This window comes from Photobacterium sp. CCB-ST2H9, from assembly GCF_023151555.2.
Classification (GTDB): domain Bacteria; phylum Pseudomonadota; class Gammaproteobacteria; order Enterobacterales; family Vibrionaceae; genus Photobacterium.
Genome location: NZ_CP100425.1, coordinates 957,063 through 979,493 on the forward strand (window position 1 = coordinate 957,063; position 22,431 = coordinate 979,493).

19 protein-coding genes and 1 pseudogene are annotated in these 22,431 nt (G+C 50.3%); 15 read left to right on the top strand and 5 right to left on the bottom strand.

The window, feature by feature from the left end:
- Positions 1 to 352 precede the first annotated feature (352 nt).
- Complete coding sequence (locus L4174_RS04655) at positions 353 to 3,148, top strand: hypothetical protein (RefSeq protein WP_248143680.1); 2,796 nt, start codon at positions 353 to 355, stop codon at positions 3,146 to 3,148.
- Between the two features lie 169 nt (positions 3,149 to 3,317).
- The gene (locus L4174_RS04660) at positions 3,318 to 4,019 is read left to right on the top strand and encodes a hypothetical protein (protein WP_248143681.1); all 702 of its coding nucleotides are present in this window, start codon (positions 3,318 to 3,320) and stop codon (positions 4,017 to 4,019) included.
- A gap of 101 nt (positions 4,020 to 4,120) precedes the next feature.
- On the opposite strand, the gene L4174_RS04665 is transcribed toward L4174_RS04660, so the two are convergent.
- Positions 4,121 to 4,702: a TetR/AcrR family transcriptional regulator gene (locus L4174_RS04665; RefSeq protein WP_248143683.1), complete on the bottom strand. Its 582-nt coding sequence runs from the start codon at positions 4,700 to 4,702 to the stop codon at positions 4,121 to 4,123.
- A gap of 134 nt (positions 4,703 to 4,836) precedes the next feature.
- Here L4174_RS04665 and L4174_RS04670 point away from each other — a divergent pair, with 134 nt between their 5' ends.
- A complete protein-coding gene (locus L4174_RS04670) occupies positions 4,837 to 5,877 on the top strand; it encodes an alkene reductase (protein WP_248143685.1) in 1,041 nt (346 codons plus the stop codon).
- 238 nt (positions 5,878 to 6,115) lie between these two features.
- Positions 6,116 to 7,420, top strand: coding sequence for a winged helix-turn-helix domain-containing protein (locus L4174_RS04675; protein WP_248143687.1), 1,305 nt, complete (start codon positions 6,116 to 6,118; stop codon positions 7,418 to 7,420).
- A 53-nt stretch (positions 7,421 to 7,473) separates the two neighbouring features.
- On the opposite strand, the gene L4174_RS04680 is transcribed toward L4174_RS04675, so the two are convergent.
- Positions 7,474 to 7,806, bottom strand: a complete 333-nt coding sequence (locus L4174_RS04680; protein WP_248143688.1) for a PBPRA1643 family SWIM/SEC-C metal-binding motif protein — start codon at positions 7,804 to 7,806, stop codon at positions 7,474 to 7,476.
- Between the two features lie 176 nt (positions 7,807 to 7,982).
- Positions 7,983 to 8,711 carry an SDR family NAD(P)-dependent oxidoreductase gene (locus L4174_RS04685; protein ID WP_248143690.1) on the bottom strand — a complete coding sequence of 243 codons (729 nt, stop codon included), beginning with the start codon at positions 8,709 to 8,711 and terminating at the stop codon, positions 7,983 to 7,985.
- 122 nt (positions 8,712 to 8,833) lie between these two features.
- On the opposite strand from L4174_RS04685, the gene L4174_RS04690 reads away from it, so the two are divergent.
- From L4174_RS04690 to L4174_RS04725, 8 genes and pseudogenes are all read left to right on the top strand, one after another.
- Complete coding sequence (locus L4174_RS04690) at positions 8,834 to 9,748, top strand: LysR family transcriptional regulator (RefSeq protein WP_248143692.1); 915 nt, start codon at positions 8,834 to 8,836, stop codon at positions 9,746 to 9,748.
- Positions 9,749 to 9,856: 108 nt separating this feature from the next.
- Positions 9,857 to 10,693 carry a hypothetical protein gene (locus L4174_RS04695; RefSeq protein ID WP_248143694.1) on the top strand — a complete coding sequence of 279 codons (837 nt, stop codon included), beginning with the start codon at positions 9,857 to 9,859 and terminating at the stop codon, positions 10,691 to 10,693.
- A gap of 105 nt (positions 10,694 to 10,798) precedes the next feature.
- Positions 10,799 to 10,991 (top strand): annotated as a pseudogene (locus tag L4174_RS24105) (YkvA family protein); the annotation flags it as partial.
- A gap of 236 nt (positions 10,992 to 11,227) precedes the next feature.
- Positions 11,228 to 11,830 carry a glutathione S-transferase family protein gene (locus L4174_RS04705; RefSeq protein ID WP_248143697.1) on the top strand — a complete coding sequence of 201 codons (603 nt, stop codon included), beginning with the start codon at positions 11,228 to 11,230 and terminating at the stop codon, positions 11,828 to 11,830.
- A gap of 355 nt (positions 11,831 to 12,185) precedes the next feature.
- Positions 12,186 to 13,235 (top strand): selenide, water dikinase SelD, encoded by a 1,050-nt coding sequence (gene selD, locus L4174_RS04710; protein ID WP_248143699.1) that lies wholly within the window; start codon positions 12,186 to 12,188, stop codon positions 13,233 to 13,235.
- Entirely contained in the window at positions 13,232 to 14,002 is a 771-nt protein-coding gene (locus L4174_RS04715; protein WP_248143701.1) for a sulfite exporter TauE/SafE family protein, read from the top strand. Before selD ends, L4174_RS04715 begins: the two co-directional genes overlap by 4 nt.
- Before the next feature lie 21 nt (positions 14,003 to 14,023).
- Entirely contained in the window at positions 14,024 to 15,169 is a 1,146-nt protein-coding gene (locus tag L4174_RS04720; RefSeq protein ID WP_248143703.1) for a cysteine desulfurase family protein, read from the top strand.
- A gap of 250 nt (positions 15,170 to 15,419) precedes the next feature.
- Positions 15,420 to 16,001 carry a GNAT family N-acetyltransferase gene (locus L4174_RS04725; RefSeq protein WP_248143705.1) on the top strand — a complete coding sequence of 194 codons (582 nt, stop codon included), beginning with the start codon at positions 15,420 to 15,422 and terminating at the stop codon, positions 15,999 to 16,001.
- Positions 16,002 to 16,099: 98 nt separating this feature from the next.
- On the opposite strand, the gene queC is transcribed toward L4174_RS04725, so the two are convergent.
- Both queC and L4174_RS04735 read right to left on the bottom strand, forming a co-directional pair.
- Positions 16,100 to 16,798 (bottom strand): 7-cyano-7-deazaguanine synthase QueC, encoded by a 699-nt coding sequence (queC, locus tag L4174_RS04730; RefSeq protein WP_248143842.1) that lies wholly within the window; start codon positions 16,796 to 16,798, stop codon positions 16,100 to 16,102.
- An 87-nt stretch (positions 16,799 to 16,885) separates the two neighbouring features.
- The gene (locus tag L4174_RS04735; protein WP_248143707.1) at positions 16,886 to 17,956 is read right to left on the bottom strand and encodes a PLP-dependent cysteine synthase family protein; all 1,071 of its coding nucleotides are present in this window, start codon (positions 17,954 to 17,956) and stop codon (positions 16,886 to 16,888) included.
- Between the two features lie 138 nt (positions 17,957 to 18,094).
- Here L4174_RS04735 and L4174_RS04740 point away from each other — a divergent pair, with 138 nt between their 5' ends.
- From L4174_RS04740 to L4174_RS04750, 3 genes are all read left to right on the top strand, one after another.
- Positions 18,095 to 18,556: an Lrp/AsnC family transcriptional regulator gene (locus L4174_RS04740; protein ID WP_248143709.1), complete on the top strand. Its 462-nt coding sequence runs from the start codon at positions 18,095 to 18,097 to the stop codon at positions 18,554 to 18,556.
- Between the two features lie 257 nt (positions 18,557 to 18,813).
- The gene (locus tag L4174_RS04745; RefSeq protein WP_248143711.1) at positions 18,814 to 20,559 is read left to right on the top strand and encodes an ABC transporter transmembrane domain-containing protein; all 1,746 of its coding nucleotides are present in this window, start codon (positions 18,814 to 18,816) and stop codon (positions 20,557 to 20,559) included.
- Positions 20,556 to 22,340 carry a SmdB family multidrug efflux ABC transporter permease/ATP-binding protein gene (locus L4174_RS04750; RefSeq protein WP_248143713.1) on the top strand — a complete coding sequence of 595 codons (1,785 nt, stop codon included), beginning with the start codon at positions 20,556 to 20,558 and terminating at the stop codon, positions 22,338 to 22,340. The genes L4174_RS04745 and L4174_RS04750 overlap by 4 nt, the downstream gene beginning before the upstream one ends.
- The last annotated feature ends 91 nt before the right edge of the window (positions 22,341 to 22,431 follow it).

Genomic DNA, 22,431 nt, shown 5'->3' on the forward strand with positions numbered 1-22,431 from the left:
CTCCTTTTCCTTTCTTCTTTTTCCTTACTCCCGAAAACTTCATCAGAACGATGCTTTTCCTCATCCCCTGAGTTTTAACCCATCCCAGAATGATTCAAAAAGCCAATAAATATAACGTTCAGATTAAATCGGTTGTTCACTCTTGGTATGGAGATCGAATAAAAAAAATGTTGAGGGCTATCAGTCACTTGAAAAAAGAAAATTCAGTTATGCTCGTGCTGACTCAGAAATTTAGTGCATGCGCCGTTTTGTTTGGGGAGGAGGGGAGTGCTGTCAGATGGATGACGAGCTTGCCTTTTCTGTGATCGGATTGAGCGCATCAGCGACAAAAAGAAATAAGCCGGAACAAAGCATGAATCATTTTTTTCACTCGAATATTGAATCCCAAAGCGGGAAGCAAGGACTCATTTATATCGATCCGGAGCAAGGGGCTCCACGTATTTATTCAGTTCTTCCGAAAGGGAATGAACTGGGATTGAGTCTGAATTGGGCGACGGCCCTGATGAAAGCCAAAGGCATGACGACACTGACCGATTATTTCAGTGCTGAGCCCGGGTACGAACACAGCCGTATTGCCTGCGATCTCAATGGCTGTTTATATCTGCTGGATGAGAAGCATCAGAAGGCTGAATTCATTCATCACTATGGCATCGATTATACCCAGGCGGTGATGTTGTCTGACGGGCGAACACTGGCTGTGATGTATGAATCCAAAGCGACATACAGCTTTCGTGTTGAACTGTGGCAATTTGTGGACGCTCAATTGTGTCGTTCTGCTCCGATTGAACTGGATTGGGGGGCTGACGACGATGATGAGGATGAAGCAGAGGAAGTCTATCCGGAACCCGCTTATGATATTCGCTTTGATGACCAGCTTTTCGCAGGGCCGGATAACAGTCTGATTCTTTATGCCTGCCGTGATTCCTGGTTTTCCGATCAAATAAATCGCCCGCTGCAATACCTGATGCGCATTGACCTGGATGTGTCGTGCCGGAAAGCCAGTATTCGTACCCAGCAGCTCGAAATATCGCCGAAGAAATGGCAAGCCGAGCACACCACGATTGCAATTGATAAAAAACGAGGCCTGCTGGCGATGCCCAGCACGATAATTCAGGCGGATGATCTTCAGAATGCTGGGCAGCAGAACTATCTGCACGCTGTGAACCTCATTGATTTAAACCGGATACCACGGGCTGGTGAACCGCGATTACCTGTTCAGGAACTCACGATCCGGGTACCGGTGCGTGTCTTTACACAGGCAGAGCTGGGTGAGCGAATTCAGCCTGATAATCATCGTCAGGTGTCTCAATTTATCAACCGGATGTCCGGCTTACAGATGAGTGAGTCGGAAGATGCGCTCTGGATTTGCTGGCAGGATGGTGCCGTCCGTAAAGTGGCACTGGACGGCCAATGGCGTTCGCCCATTCTGGCCGTCGCGGATCAAGACAATCCGGAGCGGATCCGACAATCGGGCGGTGGAGACTATTTGCTTCGTCCGCCTGTGTCTGCATCGCACCCTCAGATACTGATAGGGAGCTGGCATTCTCTGCATACGCTGAACCTGACGACAGAACAGCTGGTCGCTTTATCTCTGGAAAGTCCGGGGGCTGCGCTGGAAACATGGTCTGCCGTACAGGAAGAAAAATGTTATTGGGGTGAAGACTGGTCCCGGCCTGAAAATCAAAATGATGACCAAAAATATCAACTGGCGATGCTGGGGAAACAAAAGGTATGGGTTTCAGATTTTCAATCTGAGCAAGCGCTGGGGACGGCGCTGCACCGATTGTCTCTGAAATGTACTGAAATAGAAACATTGTGCACCGGCAATTATCTGATGTTTGCGTTTACGGATGGTCACACGGTCTGGGACGAAGAAAAGTTCTTCAGCACCGTGATTCAGCTCCCCAATGTTTCCAGCGCAGAATGGATGGCAGATATCCTGAACAGCTTTATTGGTTACGATGGGTCGGATTACTGTTTTGGTGAAAATGATAAGCCTGCGCTCGCGGGCTGTGCGCTGCATCTGGGGTTATCCGACAGTCGCTGGCTGCCGCTCATCAGTCGCTATCTGAATGCGATTGACCCCGATCATGAAGCGTTTTTCGCTGGGGAAGGGGTGGACATACTTGCATCACGCCATGGCAACAGTCCTGAATGGGAAAGCTTTTATCAGTCTTTACCAGACACAATGGCTTACCATGAAGACGATGATGATTATTTCGATCATGATGACATTGATGGAGCAGATGCGGATGAAGACAGTGAGGTCTGTCATCGTTCCGATGAAGCGATTCTCGCCAGCATTCCTGCTGAGTTGCTGGCGCAACTCGCCGAGAAAAAACAAGCGGCTAAAGCAGCCTATCAGCAGTTGTTAGACAGAATTGATCAGGCCGAAACGCAAGCGCAAATTGGAGTATTGCTGGACGAGTGGTTGCACGAAAGCCATAACGCAGAGATAGATCCGGAGATTGCCAGCTTTATTTACTGGTATCGGTTTGAGGAATGGTTTAAGACGAAAGAACACAAAGCACTGGAAGCTGAGATTGAAAGCTATTTTTCAGACCCGATGGACAGTTTTGTGATGTCGTTGAGTGATGATGACGATATCGATTTCGATCTGGATACTTATCTCGATGCCCTTTTTGAAAAAGCGGAGGCGCTGCAATGCTGGGAATTGCTGGCACGTTATTTAAGACAGCAAATTCAATGGATCAAAGAAATCAATCATGGGGACGCCTTGTATGCAGAAGAACTGCCTTATGGCAACTATGCTGCGGAAGCCTTGTTGCGTCATGACGTAACAAGGTATGGCGCGCTGTATGTGGAGTTTCTCTCCACATTCCAATACTCTGTTCCGGAAGAAACCGTGGGGGAATTTCTGCGCGAGATCATCCCTGAACTGGGGATCACAACAGAGACTTACCCAATCATCCTGGCTCGCCTGACCTTCGCAGCAGACCAGCATGGCCGGGAAGATTTTGCCGACTGGTGTGAGACGCTGTCGATCCGCGACTGGTTATATGAGCACAATCTGGTTGAGTCGTTTGTGGCCGCTGTTCGGGCACATGTCGAGCGGTATCATCATGACGAAGATGATGTGAAAGAAAGTGTGGATGAGATTCGGGAAATGCTGCAACTCGAATCATAACGGAATAGTAAAGGCCGTATTTGAAGCATTGAGTTCCGATGGTGGTTACTGAAATATGAATAAAAATTAATTCAATTAGCAGGGCTTTGTCTTTCAGATTTGAACGATAAAGCCCTTTTTTGTTTGCGAAGCAATTTCTTTATGAAGATAACGCTTTGTGATATTTCATATGTTACTATATGAGAAATTAATTTTTACTCTGTATTTTGAAATCATGAATGCTGGAATTAACTATCTTTTTGTTGTGATATTCTCTTTAACTCTGGTTGGTTGTGAAACTTTCCGTAGTATAAAGTCAACACCTTATAACCCTCCTAAAACAGGTGCTATAGCCGAGGTTAAATTTCAGCAGTCCACCCCCTTCATCTATGGGACGACTGAAACAGGAATTGAGCCTGATACTTCTCTGATGAGTGCAGCGATTCAATATGGCTTTGCTGATTTTAAAGTTTTTCAATACGATGACTCGCAGAAATGCACCGATTATCAAGAGTTGGTTTCGGATAGAAGACTGAGTGGCAAGACATTCATGATCAAAGCGGATGAGCTGGCTACTTTTCAATTAAGACCATTTGGTAAATTTAATAATCCTGATTTTTATTTGTACTGCCCAAATATTTTCACATTTACCCCAGAGGCAGGGAGAAGCTATGTTGTAGAGTACGATCTGATAAAGTCTGGCGGCCGAGCGTTCTCTTGCAGAGTACATGTCTTCGATGAGGAAAATCCAATGACGCCGGTGCAAGTCATCTCTAGGAGCAAGCCGATTCAGTGGACAAAAAATAGTCCTCAATGCGATAAAGATGACTTAGAGAATATGAAATTAAAACTATTATCAGCTGAGCGTTTTACATATGGCAATCAGATGTGAATATTTAGTGATTTGATAGAAAAAACTGAACTTCGTTTGATCATGAGATAATTCAATTGCTGAATCGATGGCCATTTTTTCAATGGCCATCAGGTCAACTCTTAATTTCCCTGAATGTTCCTCATCAATTCCGCACTGAGCTCACGCAGTACACCGGGAGCCGGGCGGGTATGGGAAAACGCCCGGATGCCGTATATTCCCATCACGAGAAAACGAGCCAGCTGTTCGGCACTGCGTGATGTGGTGATTTCTCCCTCGCGAAGTGCCTGTTCAAACTGGGCGGTGAACAGGTTTTCCCATGATCGGAGCATGGTGCTGATGATGCACTCGATCTCTTCATCCTGTTGTGCTAGCTCACTGAGGGCTTTCTGCAGCAGGCAATCTTTGATGTTTTCCTGCTCGCATTCCGTCACCATTTGATCCAGGTAAGCCGTAATGCCAGCCATGACCGTCGGTTGATGGTCAAACAAGGCTTGAAAGGCCTGACCCCGCTCAGACTGGTATTGCTCCAGTGCCGCCATCAGCAATCCGCGTTTATTCGTAAACGCACAATAGATAGAGCCCGGATGAAGCCCGGTTGCCTGCTTCAGATCCTGCATGCTGGTTTTGCTGTAACCCTTTGCAATAAAAGCATCCATTGCTGAATGTAACACCGCTTCGCGGTCAAATTCGGCACTTCGCATCAATTCACTCTGTATCCTTAAAACCTGCAGGGATTTTAGCTGAACTTGAACACGCATTCAAAAAATACTTGAACGATTATTCAAGTTAGACTAATTTGAATGGGCATTCAAATTACAAACAAGGTGTACAGCGCATGGAAAATTTGTTTCAGCCGGTAGAACTGAATGGTTCTATCACACTCAAAAACCGCATTCTGATGGCGCCCCTGACCCGTTGCATGGCAGATGATGCACTGGTGCCGACTCAGGCGATGGTCGATTATTACGCGCGCCGTGCAGATACCGGATTGATTATTTCTGAAGCAACGATTATTCGTCCGGATGGGCAGGGCTATCCGAATACGCCTGGATTGTATACCCTGGAACAAATCGCGGGCTGGCGGAAAGTCACCGATAAGGTTCATGACAACGGCGGTAAAATCTTTGCCCAGTTATGGCATACCGGCCGGGTTGCGCATCCGCATTTCTTCGGCGGTGAGGACGTGCTGGCCCCTTCGGCATTGGGCGTTGAAGGCTCAGTACCCCGTATGCGTGAACTGAATTACGTTGTACCGAAAGCTGTGACCAGAGAAGAGATTGAAGAACTGGTTGCTGATTATGCTCAGGCTGCAATTAATGCACTGGAAGCGGGCTTTGACGGGGTTGAGATCCACGGTGCAAACGGCTACCTGATTGACCAGTTCCTGCATTTCAGCAGTAATGTCCGTGAGGACGAATTTGGCGGTCATGCTGAGAATATGGCTCGTTTTCCGCTGGCTGTCGTCGATGCCGTGGTGGAAGCGATTGGTGAAGATCGGACCGCGCTGCGTCTGTCGCCTGGTGCTTATTTTAATATGACGCCGGATGCCCGCGACCGTGACGTGTTTGATTATCTGCTGGCCGAGCTGGAAAAACGTCACTTAGCTTATCTGCACGTAGGGATTTTTGACGATAACATGGCGTTTGATTATCTGGGCGGTACGGTTTCTCAGTATATGCGGGCGCATTACAGCCAGACGCTGGTTGGTGTGGGCGGTTTTACACCGGAAACCGGAAGTCAGGCGGTTTCAGAAGGTAAGTTTGACTTACTGGCGATTGGCCGTCCGCTCATTGCAAATCCGGATTATGTTGCCAAAGTCAAAGCTGGTGAAGCCTTGGTGGAGTATTCGGACACCATGCTGGCTGAGCTGGTTTAATTGCATCATTGACTGAGATAAACGGAAGGCTGCGGCCTTCCGTTTTTATTTGCAGAGCAGAATGACAAGCTGCCGCGATGCTGACTTGCTTTGCCGGGATAATTGGTTCCCTGGCCTGTTTGGGTTGCCAGCAAGTGACATTGGCTCTGAAAAAGCGATACATTGTGTCAATTGATTCGGGCTGTCTTGCCGGGGTGATGCGAATGACACCCGCCACCAAGGCAGAAAAAGAAACCGGGTGGCTTCAGTGCTCTGGCTGCACAGAGAAGGCACTCAAGTCATTGTTCAGGGAAAGATAACCGTGATTGAAATCAAACGCTCTCAGGATCTGGCGCGATTACGGCGCCTGGCTTTATCCGCGCAAGGCTTGCTTCATACCCAACCCTTTGGGCGAGGCATTCAGGGGGCACGCAAAGCGGTCGAGCATTTAGGTTATGTGCAGATAGACACCATTTCTGTGGTGGAACGGGCGCACCACCATGTTTTTCACGCCAGAGTGCCGAATTTTAAGCCGGACATGACGCATCAGCTGCTGCTGGACGGTGACATTTTTGAATACTGGACACATGCGGCGGCGTTTATCCCAATCCATGATTTTCGATTTTCCTTACCTTATAAACACGCAATTAAATCCGGCCAGACGCACTGGTATAAAGAACGTGATCACAAGCTCATGCACGAACTGCTGGCACGTATTCGTACTGAAGGGCCGGTACGTTCCCGGGATGTGGAAAGCAATACACCCAAGCGAGCGGGATGGTGGGACTGGAAACCGGCCAAAAAGGCGTTGGAACAGTTATACATGGAAGGTGACCTGATGGTCACTAACCGCGAAGGCTTCCAGAAAACGTACGATTTAACCGAGCGGGTGTTGCCGGCACACGTCAATACACAAATGCCCGGAGCGGAGGCGTTCGCAGTGTACCTGCTGGAGCAGCAACTCCGTTGTCATGGTTTGGTTTCACTCAAAGGGCTGACCTATCAGCGGCGAATTCCCGGTCTTCGTCAAGCCATGAAGATGCTGGTGAGTGAAAGGTTAGCATCCGGTGAATTAGAGCAAGTAAAAATCAGCAGCGGTGACATGTTTGTTCTGGAAACCGGCGCACTGGAGCGTCCGATTCCCCGCCTGAACAACCGGATGCTGATCCTGTCGCCATTCGATAACAGTGTTATCCAGCGGGACCGGCTCAAAGCGCTGTTTCAATTCGACTATCAGATTGAATGCTATGTGCCCGCCGCCAGGCGTCAGTATGGTTATTTCTGCTTGCCGTTACTGTATCGCGGTGTATTCATTGGACGGATGGATTGTAAAGCGCATCGAAAAATCAGCCATCTGGAGATCAAATCACTGCATATTGAAAATCATCCCTTTGATGAAGAGCAGGTGATTGAGGCGTTTGCAGAGGCGATCCGGCATTTCTGTCAATTTCAGGCTTGCAGTACGGTGTCTCTGACCGAAGCTCAGCCCCGGCATCTTGAAGGGCGTTTACAACGTGTTCTGAAACTGCTGGACGAACATCAGGATATCGTGACAGGAACATGAGGAAGGAGAGCTGCCAGCAAGTTCATCTGGCAGCTTCAATGATGCAGTCTGGGTCAGCCGCAGCACTTTTTGTATTTTTTGCCGCTGCCGCACGAGCATGGGTCGTTGCGGTTTGGTGTTTTCTCAAACGTCACGGTGGCAGGTTTGTTCAGCAGGGTATCCAGCTCAACCGTATTTTCTTCCCGGGTCGCATCCACGACAATATTGGCCACAATTGCGTGTTCCGCAATGATTGCCTCAATTTCAGCTTTTCGCGCTTCAGTATTCACCACGACCGACACAGGGGCTTCTTCCGTACCTGCTTTGACGTTACGGTTGACGTTATAGCCCGACTGAGCATGGTTTTGCATCACGTCGATGCGGCCTTTGTAATAAAATTTGGACATGGGGACTCATCACTTGCTGGTATGACGTAACAGAGCGGCGATTATACGCAGAAATGGTTATTGATAAAGCAGGGATGAAACAAACACACCGAGAAAATAACCTCAGCGAATTGTTGCAGGGCAGCCTGAATGCCGCCCTTGTGTGTTGCTTTGTTTTCGTTATTTTTTGAAATGCGTTACAACCCATATCCGCCGTTGACTTCCAGGACGGCATTTCGCATTGCAAGCGACTGATCAGAAAGCAAAAATGAAATGGCTCCAATTTGGTCTTCTGCGGACATCACTCTGCCCAAAGCCGTGGTATGCATTGAGCCGAATAACTCACTTTGCTGATCTGCCGTCATGCCCGCCTTTGATTGAATTTCTGTGGCAGTGACGCCCGGCCGGACGGAGTTAATCCGAATCCCGTCTGCAGCGAGTTCGAGATTGGCAACCAGGGCAATGGCTTCAAAAGCGGCTTTGCTTGCCGAATAGATCGCGGCGCTGGCAAATGCGTTGGTGACGGCAATGCTGGAAACAAAGACGACACTGGACGGATTGTTCAGGACCGGGTGAAGCTGTTGCAGCGTCATCCAGGGGCCTTTGGTATTGATGTTCATGGTCAGATCAAATGCTTCTTCCGTGGTGGACAGAACTGAGTCCGGATAAAAGACCCCGGCGTTCAGGACCAGTCCATCCAGGCGGATATTGTCTGCCTGCAGTGTGGCTGCCAGTTGCTTGAGCTGGGCCGGATTGGCGCTGTCTGCAACATAGCCGTCACAACCCAGCGACTGTGTCACCTGATTGATTCTGTCCTGATTGCGGCCGGTAATGATCACGTGATGACCCGTTTTCACCAGATGCTCTGCCAGAGCTTTGCCAATCCCTGATGTACCACCGGTGATTAAAATCGTTTTGCCATTCATGGTGTTTTTCCTTTTCGTAACACATGCTTGAGAGATGCGAGGAGAATATCAGCTTGATTGGTTAACAATAAGGCACCAATATGGACACTTAATGGTGCTGAAAAAGAAACAAAGGAGCAGGGATGGACTTATCTTATCTCAACCTGCCGTTGCTGCATGTGTTTCACCGGGTGGCGGAACGCGGCAGTTTTCAGGCGGCAGCGAATGAGCTGAATTTACCCCGGTCATCGGTCAGCAAGAAGATCAGGCAACTGGAGGCGTTTGTGGGTCAGCCTCTGCTGCATCGTTCAACGCGTCAGCTTCATCTCACGGACGTGGGCCGAAATTTGCTACAGGGGACGGGGGATCTTCGCGCTGTGCTTTCGAACCTGCATGGCATTGTGGATGAAACCCGGGACTCACCGAAAGGGCGGGTCAAAATCAGCGCCAGTATCCTGATGGGCCAGTGTTTTCTGGTGCCTGTCCTGAAAAAACTGCGCCAGACTTATCCGGACATTGTGATTGAACTGAGTCTGGATGATCAGACCGTCGATTTGCTGGAGCAGAATATCGATATTGCCATTCGGATTGGGCAACTGCCGGATTCTTCATTAATCGCCCGGAAGATCGGAGAAAAACGCTGGGGTTGGTTTGCCTCAGAAAGCTATTTGGCTGAACGGGGGTATCCGGCGTCTCCGCAGGAACTGACGCAGCATGATTGCCTGGTGTTCGGCAATGCTTCCAGTACGTTTAATTTCTGGCCTTTCCAGGATAAGGACGGGCAGACGGAAACGCTTGAAGTGATTCCGGCCATTCAGACAGATAACAGCCGGGTGCTGGTGGATATGGCCTGTGATGGCCTCGGCATTGTGATGGTGGACCCCGGATTCATCCAGAAGGAATGTCAGTCGGGGCAGCTTGTTCCGGTACTCACGGACTGGCGACATCCGGAAAGGAGCCCGATTCATCTGGTCTGTATCGGGGAGCGGACCAAGGCTTCGCAGGCGGTGTGGCAGTTTTTGCTGGAGCATTGGCAGCGCACCGGGGATATCGGGTAGACGCATCGGATCGCTGTGTCAAAAGGCGCAGGATTATCCGTGTCATCAAATCAATCCACCCGATACGTTATTGTATTGCATTATCCGGAATAAAAAGGACGGGAAGCCTTGGACAGTCAGACAATCAAGCTGATATTGACATCAACGGTGGTGTCCGCACTCGTGGGCGGATTGGTGACATTGCTGTCTCAGCAAAGGTTATTAGCCAGGAAAGCTCAGCTCGACTACGAATTTGAAGCAAAGAAGCGGTTGTATGAAGCCGTTGGCCCATTGCGGTTTCAGTTGTTACTGGCGGTCAGGGATGTGGTTCGCCGGTTTCACGCGCATCATGGCACCAACTGGAATATGGATCCGAATGAATATTACGTGAAAAGCTGTATCTACCGGATCCTGGCGCCTTTAGCGGTCGGGCAACTGATTGAAAGGCAGATGAGTCTGGTTGATTTTGCGGTAGACAAAGAAGCAATCAGTCTGCTTTCTTTCGTGACGGCAGCGGAAAGGATGCTCACTGGCAGTGATATTGTCCTCAATCACCCTGATCTGGATTGGTCTTCTCAAACCCAGCACCTGTTCAGAGATAATCTCCGGTCAGCGGCGGATAAGCTGATTGTCCCGGAGCCCGGCAAACCGGAGCGGGTGATGTCCTTTGCGGAATTTGATCAACAATATGACCTGCTGAAAACAGAGTCTCTGCGAGGTTTGGTCCGGATATTTGCGCATTGTCAGCATTCATTGACCGAAAATCCAATCTTCTGGGTGCGGATGATTGGCTATACCCGGGTCTGTTCCATGCATCTTCAATCCAGATCAGCCGCGAATCTGGGATTTAATGCGCGAGAAATTCCGGTTGATGAAATGATTATGGCAACCCGAGATCCTCATTTTATGTCTCAATTAAATCTGTTCCGGCATTGTCTGAAGGGGATGTTGAATGACGGCATTTAAAGGGTTGCATGTGCCCTGCGACTTAATTTTCACACGTCGTACTGAACAATGAATCGCAAACTGCAATGGCAGCAATGGGCGGCGGCATTAAAACAAAATACCTATGCGCTGTATTTAGCTTCACGGGATCAGCGCGTGCCTTGGCTGGCAAAAGTGCTGATCGCCGTGGTGGTTGCTTACGCACTGAGCCCAATTGATCTGATCCCGGACTTTATTCCCGTTCTGGGTTATCTGGACGACCTCCTGTTGTTACCGATTGGGATCTGGCTGGCGATTCGGCTGATCCCCAAAGATGTCTGGCGAGAATGCCAGCAGCAGGCCGAAGAAACGTTCGCTGCATTGCCGAAAAGCCGACGGGCCGCAGTGGTTGTGATGGTGATCTGGGGACTCCTGTTTGCGGGGCTGGCTGTTTTATGCTGGCCGTTCATTGAGGAAAATCTGAGCCGATCATAATCCCGGCATCAGTCAGCTTAAAGCGGTGACGAACCGGCAAAAGAATTCGCGGAAGAAGAAGGAAAAAGGACGAAGGATATTATGGAAGTCATACTCTACAGTGCGGAAGGCTCAAACAGCGCTGCACGGGTTGAATGGGTACTCAACTACAAAGCCGTGCCTTATACACGCGTTGAAGTGACAGGAGAGGCACTGAAAACAAGTTATTTGCAGGTGAATCCGTTCGGTTATGTGCCCTGTCTGTCCATTGAAGGGCATCTGGTGTCTGAATCGATGGCTATTATCGAATGTCTTGAAGAGCTCTTTCCGCAGCCCGGTGTGTTGGGATGTTCTGTTTTCGGCAGAGCCGCGGTGCGTGAAGTGTGCGAGTATGTGAATTCAAGTATCCATTCACCGCAAAACCGAACCGTCCTGAACACATTTCGTCCTGAACTCTCCGGGCAAGCGAAACGCGAACTCCGGGGCCAGTGGATCTCGGCCTGTCTTCACACGTTGATGAAGAAGCTGTGCCAAACTTCTTCCTTTGCCGTTGGCGGGCAATTTTCGATTGCTGATATTTTTGTTGCTTCTATTTATAAAAAGGCGCTGCAGCATGGTGCTGCCGCGATCCCTTTTTATGACCGGCATTTAGACTGGTTACGACAGGATGAACAGATTGCAACAGCAGAACCCGTTGCGATGTGATGCGCTGACGTCGCAAGATTTCTTAATTTCACGGAAGCACCGGTTTGAAAGAGTGCTTTTTATGTGACTGGCCGCAATAAAAAGGAAAGTGACTTGTTTGTTACTTTCCTTTTTTTATGGCTGATTTCTTCATGGGGTTCTCTCAGAGAAATGAGACTGGGTGCGGCCGATTCATCTATTAATGAGTTGTCTATCATAAGTTATTGTTTTTATTGTCACTTGCTGTCACTAGGCTGACACCTTTGTGAAATAAAAGTGTCATAAACCCGGTGTAAATTTTCCGACGCAAATTTGTCATTATTCTGAAAATAATTTGTAACGTGAAACAATATAAATAAAAAATGGAGCGTCTGAAATGTCAGTCTGTAATTTATTAGACTTTTCTGAATCTGGTGGCTGCGGATGTAAAATCCCGCCTCAGATGCTGACTAATATTCTAAAAACAACACAAAAGAAAAATACCGTTAAAAATGAAGATATATTATTAGGGTTTGAAACTTCTGATGACTGTGCCATTTATAACTTCGGTGGTAAAAAGCTATTATTTTCAACTGACTTTTTTAGTTCAACCGTCAGTTCTCCTTATTTGTTCGGAAAAATTGCAGCGGCAAATGCACTGAGTGATATTTATGCGACGGGAGGCCGTCCTTTAATTGTGAACTCTATTCTGGCATTTCCGCCGGATGATATCCCGATGCCGTACATTGAAAAAATGATCGAGGGTGCACAGGAAGTGATGGCGGAATGCGGGGCAACTGTGGTTGGTGGCCATACCATTAAAAATGCGCAGCCGTTATATGGGTTTGCCGTGATTGGTGAGGCCGAGGATGCGCACATCCGGCAGAATAATACCCCCCGAAATCATGACCTGGTGATTATCACCAAACCATTGGGGATTGGCATTATTTCAAATGCCCTGAAGGCGGGACGCCTGCTTGAAGAAGAGCTGCCTGAGTCAACGCTTGAAATTATGAGCCGGGTGAACCGGATTGGTTACTCGCTGGCTCAGTATCACGGGGTCAGTGCGATGACCGATATTACCGGTTTTGGCCTCGCGGGACATTTGAGCGAGCTGGTGGAAAATACCGGGTTTAACGTCAACATCGACGGGGATGCCGTGCCTGTTATTGAGGGGGTGGAAGCACTGAGCCTGGCGGTGACTAAGAACCCGAGCGGTACTTATAACAATATCAGCCGTTATGCCCGGTTCATGAAATATGAAGCCGATATCAGCGATGAGCTTCGTCTGATTCTGCACGATCCACAGACGAACGGCGGATTATTATTTACCGTCGACGAGGAAAGCTATCGGGAACATATTCTGCCGTTGTTTGAAGCGGAACAGTCTGAACATTATGTGATTGGGACAATCAGCGAAGGACAAGGGCAGATCATCGTCAAATGAGTCAGGAAATTATCGTTGGCCTGTTAGGGATCATCACAGGCAGTCTGTCGGGTTTACTGGGTATCGGTGGCGGCATTTTGCTGGCACCCTTACTGATTATTTGCATGCCTTGGCTGAACGGAATGGCACTGCCGATGGTCACCATTACCGGATTGACGGTTGCACAGAGCTTCTTTGGCTCCGTCAGTGCACTGTTTCATCACTCCAAATATCAGCAACGGGATAGAAATCTGATTTTCCGTTTCGGCGTACCCATGGGCGTCGCCAGCCTGGCGGTTTCTTTATTCACGTTTCATTTATCCGACGAGGTAATTTTAATCACGTTCTCTGTGCTGGCGATCAGTTCAGTTGTGATTACCACCTTAGGCCCGGATTTCTGGAGAAAGTGGCTGGGTGAAATCAGACTGGATTCCGTGGTCCTGCCGGTTATTGGCCTGTTGCTCGGGTTTACTTGCGGGATTGTCGGCCAGGGCGGCGGCTTTATTTATCTGCCGGTGATGATTGCCATATTTGGCTGCCTTCCCAAGCTGGCAATTGCAACAGCGCCTGTGATCGGGATTATTTCTTCTTTCTCGTTATTTTTCGGACGTGCGGCTTCGGACACCCTGGACTGGACGCTCTGCGGCTATCTGGTGGCTGGTATATTCGTCGGCGCAAAAGTCGGCAGCTACCTGTATTTCCGTCTGAATGAAAAGGTACTTGCGCGCTGCGTGAATATTTTCGTGCTGCTGAGTTCTATCAAAATTATGTCGATGGCTATCGGCTGATCAGAATCGATTGGTGGAAAAATGATTAATGCGGATGTAAGCGGGTCTGACTGGATCAAGCCCGAGGTTTTTGATTACCTGAAAAAGCAGTTTTCAGAAAAACGTTTTGGTAATCCGAACTCGAATCATTTTATCGGAAACAGATTGTTTCAGGATATTGAGATGGCGAGGGGAACGTTGTGTGGTTTGTTGTCCTGTGACAGCAACCAGCTGATCTTTAATGGCGGTGCAACCGAAGGGATCAGAAATGTGTTTTACAGTTTCTTTGAGCACCATAATTATCAGGATGCAGTGATTCTGCATTCGCCCTATGAGCATTCTGCGACGCTGGAAAATATTCGTTACTGTCGCTCGAAAGGTGCAGAGTGTATTGCCCTTGTGCATGAACAAAATGGGCTGCTGGATATGGCCGGGTTGCAGGCTGCACTGAAAGACTGCCAGGGGAAAGCTGTTCTGGTAGCGGTGATGGCTGCGCATAATGAAACGGGGGTGATCCAGGACTATCAGCAGATTGCTGAATTGTGCCACGCATATGATGCGGAATATCTGTGTGATACGACGCAACTGATTGGCAAGCAGTCGTTTGATTTTGAGCGAAGCGAGGTGGATTACGCTGTCGCTTCCGGTCATAAGTTTGGTGCTTTACCCGGCACTGGATTTCTGCTGGTGAAAAATTCCTGGCATTTCAGCCCGCTTTTGCTGGGCGGCGGACAGGAATCCAGCCTGCGGGCGGGCACCCAGAATTATCTGGGCATTGCTTCTATGGCCATTGCTTTGCCGCTCGCGCATCAACGGATGGCGAACCAGGCGGAAGTCACCGCTGCACAGCGACACTTTGAACAGGCGCTGAAGCACCACTTTCCCGGAACGGTCATTATCGGAGAAGCGGCACCGCGTGTTCCGGGGCTGACTTTCTGCGCCATTGGCGGCGTCAGCCGGGAAGCTTTGCAGGCGGTTCTGGAAGATGCCCGCATCATGGTGTCGTCCGGCTCGGCTTGCTCAGACCGGAAATCAGCCTTGTCGAAAGTGGCAGCCGGGCTGGGGTACAGCGATGATGTGGCAAAAAATACCCTGCGTTTCAGTTTGGCGTACTCCGGGACGGAAGCAATCTACGTCAGTCTGGCAGAAACGCTCCGGCGTGTTGAGCCTAAAGCGCTGGTCGCCTGATGTTCACGGATGATGTTTAAGTAAAGAGCCAGCTGAAGATGCTGGCTCTTTTTGTTTTCATTGTCTCAGTACGACAACGGTCATTCTCAAATCAGTGCTGATAGTCGTCCGGCGGGCTCAGAGCCACCAAGAGAAGAGGCTCGCCGTCAGAAAGGGTGAAACTTATCTCATATCGATTTATGATGCTCCGCCATGCGCTGCTTGCAGGCGCTGAATCGATCATGCTGAATCATGGAGGAGGTTGCCAAAGATGTGGATCAGAAACGAAAAGCTTGAGGGTCAATGGGTTATTTTAGAGCCTTTGGAAGAAGTACATATCGGGCCTTTGAAAAAAGCGGTTTCAGATGGTGAATCCTGGAAGCTGTGGTTTGCCAGTGTCCCGACAGCGGACGCTATGGCTGATTATGTGAACCGCGCCATGCTTGAGGCCCGGGCCGGTGATGTTGCATACGCGGTGCGGCTGAAGTCTTCCGGTGAGATTGTCGGAACCACGCGCTATTACAACGTCGATGAAACGAATCGCAGAGCGATGATCGGATACACCTGGTATTCGGATTCGGTGAAGAGAACCCCGGTGAATACCGAGTGTAAGTATTTGCTCCTGAGCCATTTGTTTGAAGATGCCAATGCCATTGCGGTCGAGTTCAGAACTCATTTCTTCAATCAGGTTTCCCGGGCCGCGATCGAACGTCTTGGTGCGAAACAGGACGGGATTTTGCGCAACCATCAGATCATGAAAGATGGCTCAATCAGGGATACCGTGGTGTATTCGATCATTGCCGGTGAGTGGCCGGCGGTGAAAGCTAACTTGCTCAGTAAGCTCAAAGATTAAGGGAAGGTCGCGCTTCATGCGTTGGTTTCATGGTTGATCAAAAAAGCCGGCGCATGATGCGGCCGGCGTTTGCGGTGATGATTCAGGCAATTATTTAATTAAGCCCGGTTTTCTGCCTGTTTATCGGTCAGCGACTTCATCACACCATCTTTGTCATTCAGATAAGATTCCAGACCTTCACGGCGCAGGTCGCATGACGGGCAGTTACCACAGCCGTCACCAATGATGCCGTTGTAGCAGGTCAGGGTATGGTTGCGGATGTAATCCAGCTTCCCGTGCTGATCGGCCAGTGCCCAGGTCTCGGCTTTGTTCAGCCACATCAGCGGCGTCTCAATGTTCAGCGGACGATCCATCCCCAGCACCAGCGACTGGTTCAGCGATTTAACGAATGCATCGCGGCAGTCCGGGTAGCCGGAGAAGTCGGTTTCACACACACCGGTGATCACCGCTTCTGCGCCGATCTGGTATGCATAAATACCGGCTAAGGTCAGGAACAAAATGTTGCGGCCCGGCACAAACGAATTCGGCAGACCGTTGTCCTGCAACGCATGCGAGACCGGGATGTTGTCCCGGGTCAGTGAGCTGATCGCCAGCTCATTCAGCAGGCCGACATCCATGACTTTGTGAGCGGTCACCCCCAGGTCTTTGCTGATGGCCTCGGCGATTTCGATTTCCAGTTTATGGCGCTGACCATAGTCAAAGGTGATGCAGTGAACTTCATCATATCTGGCCATGGCCTGAATCAGACAGGTGGTTGAGTCCTGTCCGCCACTGAAAACGACAACTGCTTTGCGCATCATGCTGCTCCGGATTTGGTATTGACTGATTGGAGGCACATCCTACCCTGAGAGTCAGGATATGCCAAGCTGCAGTCGCTGCCATTCCTACCAGCTCAGGATGCCGGTCTGCTCGAAAGCCGACAGCTGATCAAAGTATGGCTGAATGTCGCCGATGTTTGCCTCGACCCAGTCTGGATTGAAGTACGTGTCCAGATAGCGCTCACCGCTGTCACACAGCAAAGTCACGATCGAACCGGTTTCGCCCCGCGCTTTCATTTCACTTGCCAGCTGAAGAACGCCGTATAAGTTGGTGCCGGTTGACGCGCCCGCTTTGCGGCCCAGCAGTTTTTCCAGCCAGAGAATCGTGGCAATGCTGGCTGCATCCGGAATGGTGCGCATTTCGTCTACGACATCCGGGATGAAGCTCGGCTCGACCCGCGGGCGGCCAATCCCTTCAATCCGGCCGCCGCGCTGACCTTTCAGGGCCGGGTTGCGGGTGAGGTAGTAGTCGTGAAACACAGAGAATTCCGGGTCGACTACACAAAGCTGTGTCTCATGCCGCTGGTAACGGATATAACGGCCAATGGTGGCAGAAGTACCGCCGGTGCCGGCGCTCATCACGACCCATGCCGGGACCGGATGCTCTTCCAGCTTCATTTGCTCAAAGATGCTGTTGGCGATGTTGTTATTCCCCCGCCAGTCGGTGGCACGCTCTGCGTAAGTGAACTGATCCATGTAATGACCGTTCAGGCTCTCAGCCAGACGGCGGGACTCGTCATACATCTGGCAGGGATCATCGACAAAATGTGCCTGACCACCATAGAACTCGATCTGCTCAATTTTTTTACGCGCCGTATGACGCGGCACTACCGCAATAAAAGGCAGGCCGAGTAACCGGGCAAAGTAAGCTTCTGACACTGCGGTACTGCCGGAGGATGACTCGATGATGGTGGTGTTTTCACCAATCCAGCCATTACACAGACTGTACAGAAACAGTGAACGTGCCAGTCTGTGTTTCAGACTGCCTGTCGGGTGGGTGCTTTCATCCTTCAGATAGATGTCGATACCGTCAAGCACCGGGATATCCAGTTTGATAAGGTGAGTATCTGCCGAACGTTGAAAATCGGCTTCAATTTTTCTGATGGCCTGGTTTACCCAGCGAGGATCATGACGCATGACATACCCTTGGAATTTGATATCTGACTGATTGATGAAAAGTTTACTGAATCCAATGGAAAAATCTTTGCTATTATTGTTGTCATTAACCTTAATTGTAGAAAGTTTTTCTACCAGATGAGTTTTTCGGGGGAATATATGGCTGAGATTGATGCAACTGACAGACGACTGCTGGACATGCTGCAGACGGATGCCAGTCTGTCTTTGAACGAACTGGCTGACGCGGTGAATCTGACCACGACGCCTTGCTGGAAAAGACTGAAACGGCTGGAAGAAGCCGGGATTCTGAAACGACGGGTGGCGTTGCTGGATCCGTTGAAACTGGGGCTGTCTTTTATTGCTTTTGTACAAATCAAAACCAGTGATCATTCTCAGGCATGGTATAACCGCTTTGTGGTCACCGTGAGCGAGTTTCCTGAAGTCATGGAGTTTTACCGGATGGCCGGAGAATATGATTACATGATGAAAGTACAGGTGGCAGATATGTCGGCGTTTGATGCCTTTTATAAAAAACTGGTGAACAGTATTCAGGGTTTAACCAATGTGACTTCAACTTTTGCCATGGAACCGCTGAAGTACACCACCGCACTGCCTTTATAAATATCTGAGACTGAACAGAAAAGTACTGTATGAAAACAGATCTTTTCTTATGACGATAAAAATGCGCAGCATCACCTGCTGTTTTCCAGATTCACCTTATTTTTGAGTTGAAAAACAGGCAGCCTTTTTGCCAATATGTTGCTTAATTGTCACCCTGAAGTGACAGAGTTTCTCCCTCTCAACAGCCCCTGGAACATCATAATTTTCTGTTTTAGCGCTCACCCGGTGTGAGCGTGCCGTATTTTGCTGGAGGAAAAATGCAGGTTTTTTGGCAACTCAGGTGGTATTTCCGGCAGGAATGGCGGCGTTATGGCGGTGCGATCGCCATCTTTGTCGTGATTGCGATTTTTGAACTGATCCCGCCCCGAGCGGTGGGCTGGATCGTTGATGGTGTGGTGGATGGCCAGATCTCTCTGGACACCATGCTGCTGTGGCTTATGAGTCTGGCCGCCATGTGGACGGCGGTGTATCTGCTGCGCATTGTCTGGCGGCTTTGGTTGTTTGGCAGTGCCGCGAAGCTGGGAACCGTGCTGCGGGATAAGTTGTATCATCATTTTACCCGGCAGGCGCCGCAGTTTTTTGAGCGCCATAAAACCGGTGACCTGATGGCCCGTTCGACCAACGATGTGAATGCGCTGGTAATGACTGCCGGGGAAGGCGTCTTAACCGCGGCGGATTCACTCATTACCGGCTTTGCCGTGTTGCTGATCATGACCACGCAACTGAGCTGGCAGCTGACCATTCTGGCCTTGCTGCCCATGCCGGTCATGGCGCTGCTGGTGTCCCGTTTTGGCAGTCAGTTACACGACAGATTCGGCGAATCACAGGCGGCGTTTTCTGCCCTGACAGACACGACGCAGGAGTCGCTGAACGGCGTCCGTATGATCCGGGCCTTTGGTCTGGAGCAGCGCCAGCAGGCAGCGTTCGAGAAAGTGGTCGATGCTGCGGGTGACAAAAACTACCAGGTGGTGAAAGTGGATGCCAAGTTTGATCCGGTGATCCAGCTGACCATTGGCATGTCGTTTTTCCTCAGTGTCGGCGGCGGCGCATATTTGATTCACATTGGTGAACTGACGCTGGGGGACCTGACGGCTTTCACTCTGTATCAGGGATTGATGATCTGGCCGATGCTGGCCATTGCCTGGCTGTTCAATATTCTCGAACGCGGTTCTGCTGCCTGGAAACGTCTGCAGGAAATTCTGAATCAAAAGCCGGATATTGTCAGCGGTTATACGCCGTTGCCGGGGCTGCGACAGCCGCTGGAAATTGAGGTGGAGGCATTCAGCTGGCCGCAACAGCGTGAGCCCGCACTGAAAGATATCAACATTCATCTGGCCTCCGGACAGATGCTGGGGCTGGCCGGTCCGGTCGGAAGCGGGAAGTCGACACTGCTGGCGCTGTTGCTGCGTCAGCAGGAGCTGATCCAGGGTCAGATCGCTTATGGCGGGGTGACGATTCGTGAGGCGGTGCTGGATGCGTGGCGAAGCCGTTTTGCGGTGGTGAGCCAGAGCCCGTTTCTGTTTTCTCGCTCCATTGCAGAGAACATTGCGCTCGGAAAACCGGAAGCCAGCCTGTCGGAGATCCGCCGTGCAGCGGCGCTGGCGTGTATCGATGACGATATCATGCTGTTCCCGGAGGGGTATGACACCCTGGTTGGCGAGAAAGGGATCACCTTGTCCGGCGGTCAGAAACAGCGGATTGCCATTGCACGGGCTTTACTGCTGAATGCTGAGATTCTGGTCCTGGATGATGCACTGTCTGCGGTGGACGGCAAAACAGAGCACCGCATCCTGCATAATCTGCGTTCACAGCCACAGCGTCAGACCGTGATTGTGATTGCTCACCGGCTGACTGCCCTGGAGCAGGCGGATCAAATTGTTGTTCTTCAGCATGGTGAAATCAGTGAACGGGGAACGCACGCCAGCTTGCTGGCTCATGAAGACTGGTATGCCGAGATGTATCGTTACCAGAAACTGGAACAAGCGATTGAGGAGGGCCAATGAAGGAACAGGCCGTAAATAATGCAGTTCTGAAGCGGTTGCTGGGCTATGCGCTGGCAGATAAGCGTACCCTGGTGGCTGCGATTGGCCTGCTGCTGATTGCTTCTCTGGCTGATGTATCCGGCCCATGGCTGATCCAGCACTTTATCGATAACAACATCACGCGGGATGAATTTCCGGCTACGGAAGTTGCGGTGCTGGTCGCGGCTTATCTGGCCCTGATGATTCTGGCGGGCGTGTTCAAGTACGCGCAAGCGCTTCGCTTTAATCGTCTGGCGATTGATGTGGTCCAAAAAGTGCGGAAGCAGTTATTTGCCAGCGTGATGAACCAACCGTTGTCGGCGTTTGACTATACCCCAAGCGGCAAGCTGATCTCCCGGCTGACCAATGACACCGAATCAATCAAAGAATTTTATGTCTCTGTCATCGCGACGTTTCTGAAGAACATCATTCTGATTCTGGTGATGCTGGTTGTCATGACCATCATCAGCTGGCGTCTGACGCTGGTGGTTCTGGCATTGCTGCCCGTTGTGGTGGGCGTCATGGTGGTGTATCAGCGTAAAAGTGCCGGGGCTTACCGGCGGATGCGCGATCTGCTGTCGGATATCAACTCTTCAATGAGTGAATCGATTCAGGGCATGAGTCTGGTACAGCTGATGCGTCAGGAAGAAGGCTTCAAATCGCATTTTGCCAGTCTGACAGACCAGCACCTGAAGGCTCAAATCGGAGTCACCAGGCTGAACAGTTTGCTGTTGCGGCCCCTGATTGACCTGCTGTCAGGAATCGCTTTGCTCACGCTGGTTGCTTTATTCGGCTTCAGCGGGACAACCGTGATTGGGGTGGGGGTTCTTTATGCTTTCCTGAGCTATCTGGGGCGGGTGACGGAACCTTTGATTGAGATGACTCAGCAGCTGTCTTTATTGCAGCAGGCGCTGGTTGCCAGTGAGCGCATCTTTGCCCTGATCGACGCCCGTCAGCAGAGCTATGGTGAGGATCGCAGGCCGATTGAAAGTGGTCAGATGGCTTGCCGGAATCTCAGCTTCAGCTACGACGGCAAACAGAAAGTGCTCAGCCATATCAACATTGCGTTGCCGCATCAGGGGTTTCTGGCGCTGGTCGGTCATACCGGCAGCGGAAAAAGTACGCTGGCTTCACTATTGATGGGCTTTTACCCAACATCAGAAGGTGTGGTTGAACTGGATGGCAGACCGCTGGAGAGTTTGAGTCAGCCGGTGCTGCGGCAGGGGATTGCCATGGTGCAGCAGGATCCGCATGTGCTGAGTGATTCGGTGCGTGAAAACGTCAGTCTGGGGCGGGATGTGGCTGATGCAGAGATCTGGCTGGCGCTGGAAACCGTTGGACTGGCCGGTCAGGTGCGTCAGTATACTCAGGGGCTGGATACATTGCTTGGCAGCGGTGAAGTGAATTTGTCGGCCGGACAGCGGCAGTTGCTGGCGCTGGCACGGGTGCTGGTGGAGAAGCCCAAACTGCTGATTCTGGATGAAGCCACCGCCAATATCGATTCGGGGACCGAACAGAAAATTCAGCATGCGCTGTCGGTGCTGCGGAAAAATATGAGTATTGTGGTGATTGCGCACCGGCTTTCCACCATCATGGATGCGGACGAAATTGTCGTGCTGCACCATGGCGAAATCATTGAGCGAGGGACGCATTTCAGTCTGCTTTCTGAGCGGAAACAGTACTGGCAAATGTATCAGCTGCAGCAGGCTGGTGATCATCTTCACCAATTGGAAGATACATCGACTGAGACAGTAAAATATTGACGGCAAGCTGACAAAAAAGTACCAGCCTTTCCCTATAAATGGCTCCCGGAATCATGATGACATATCAAAGATTTCGGGAGCTTTATTGTAA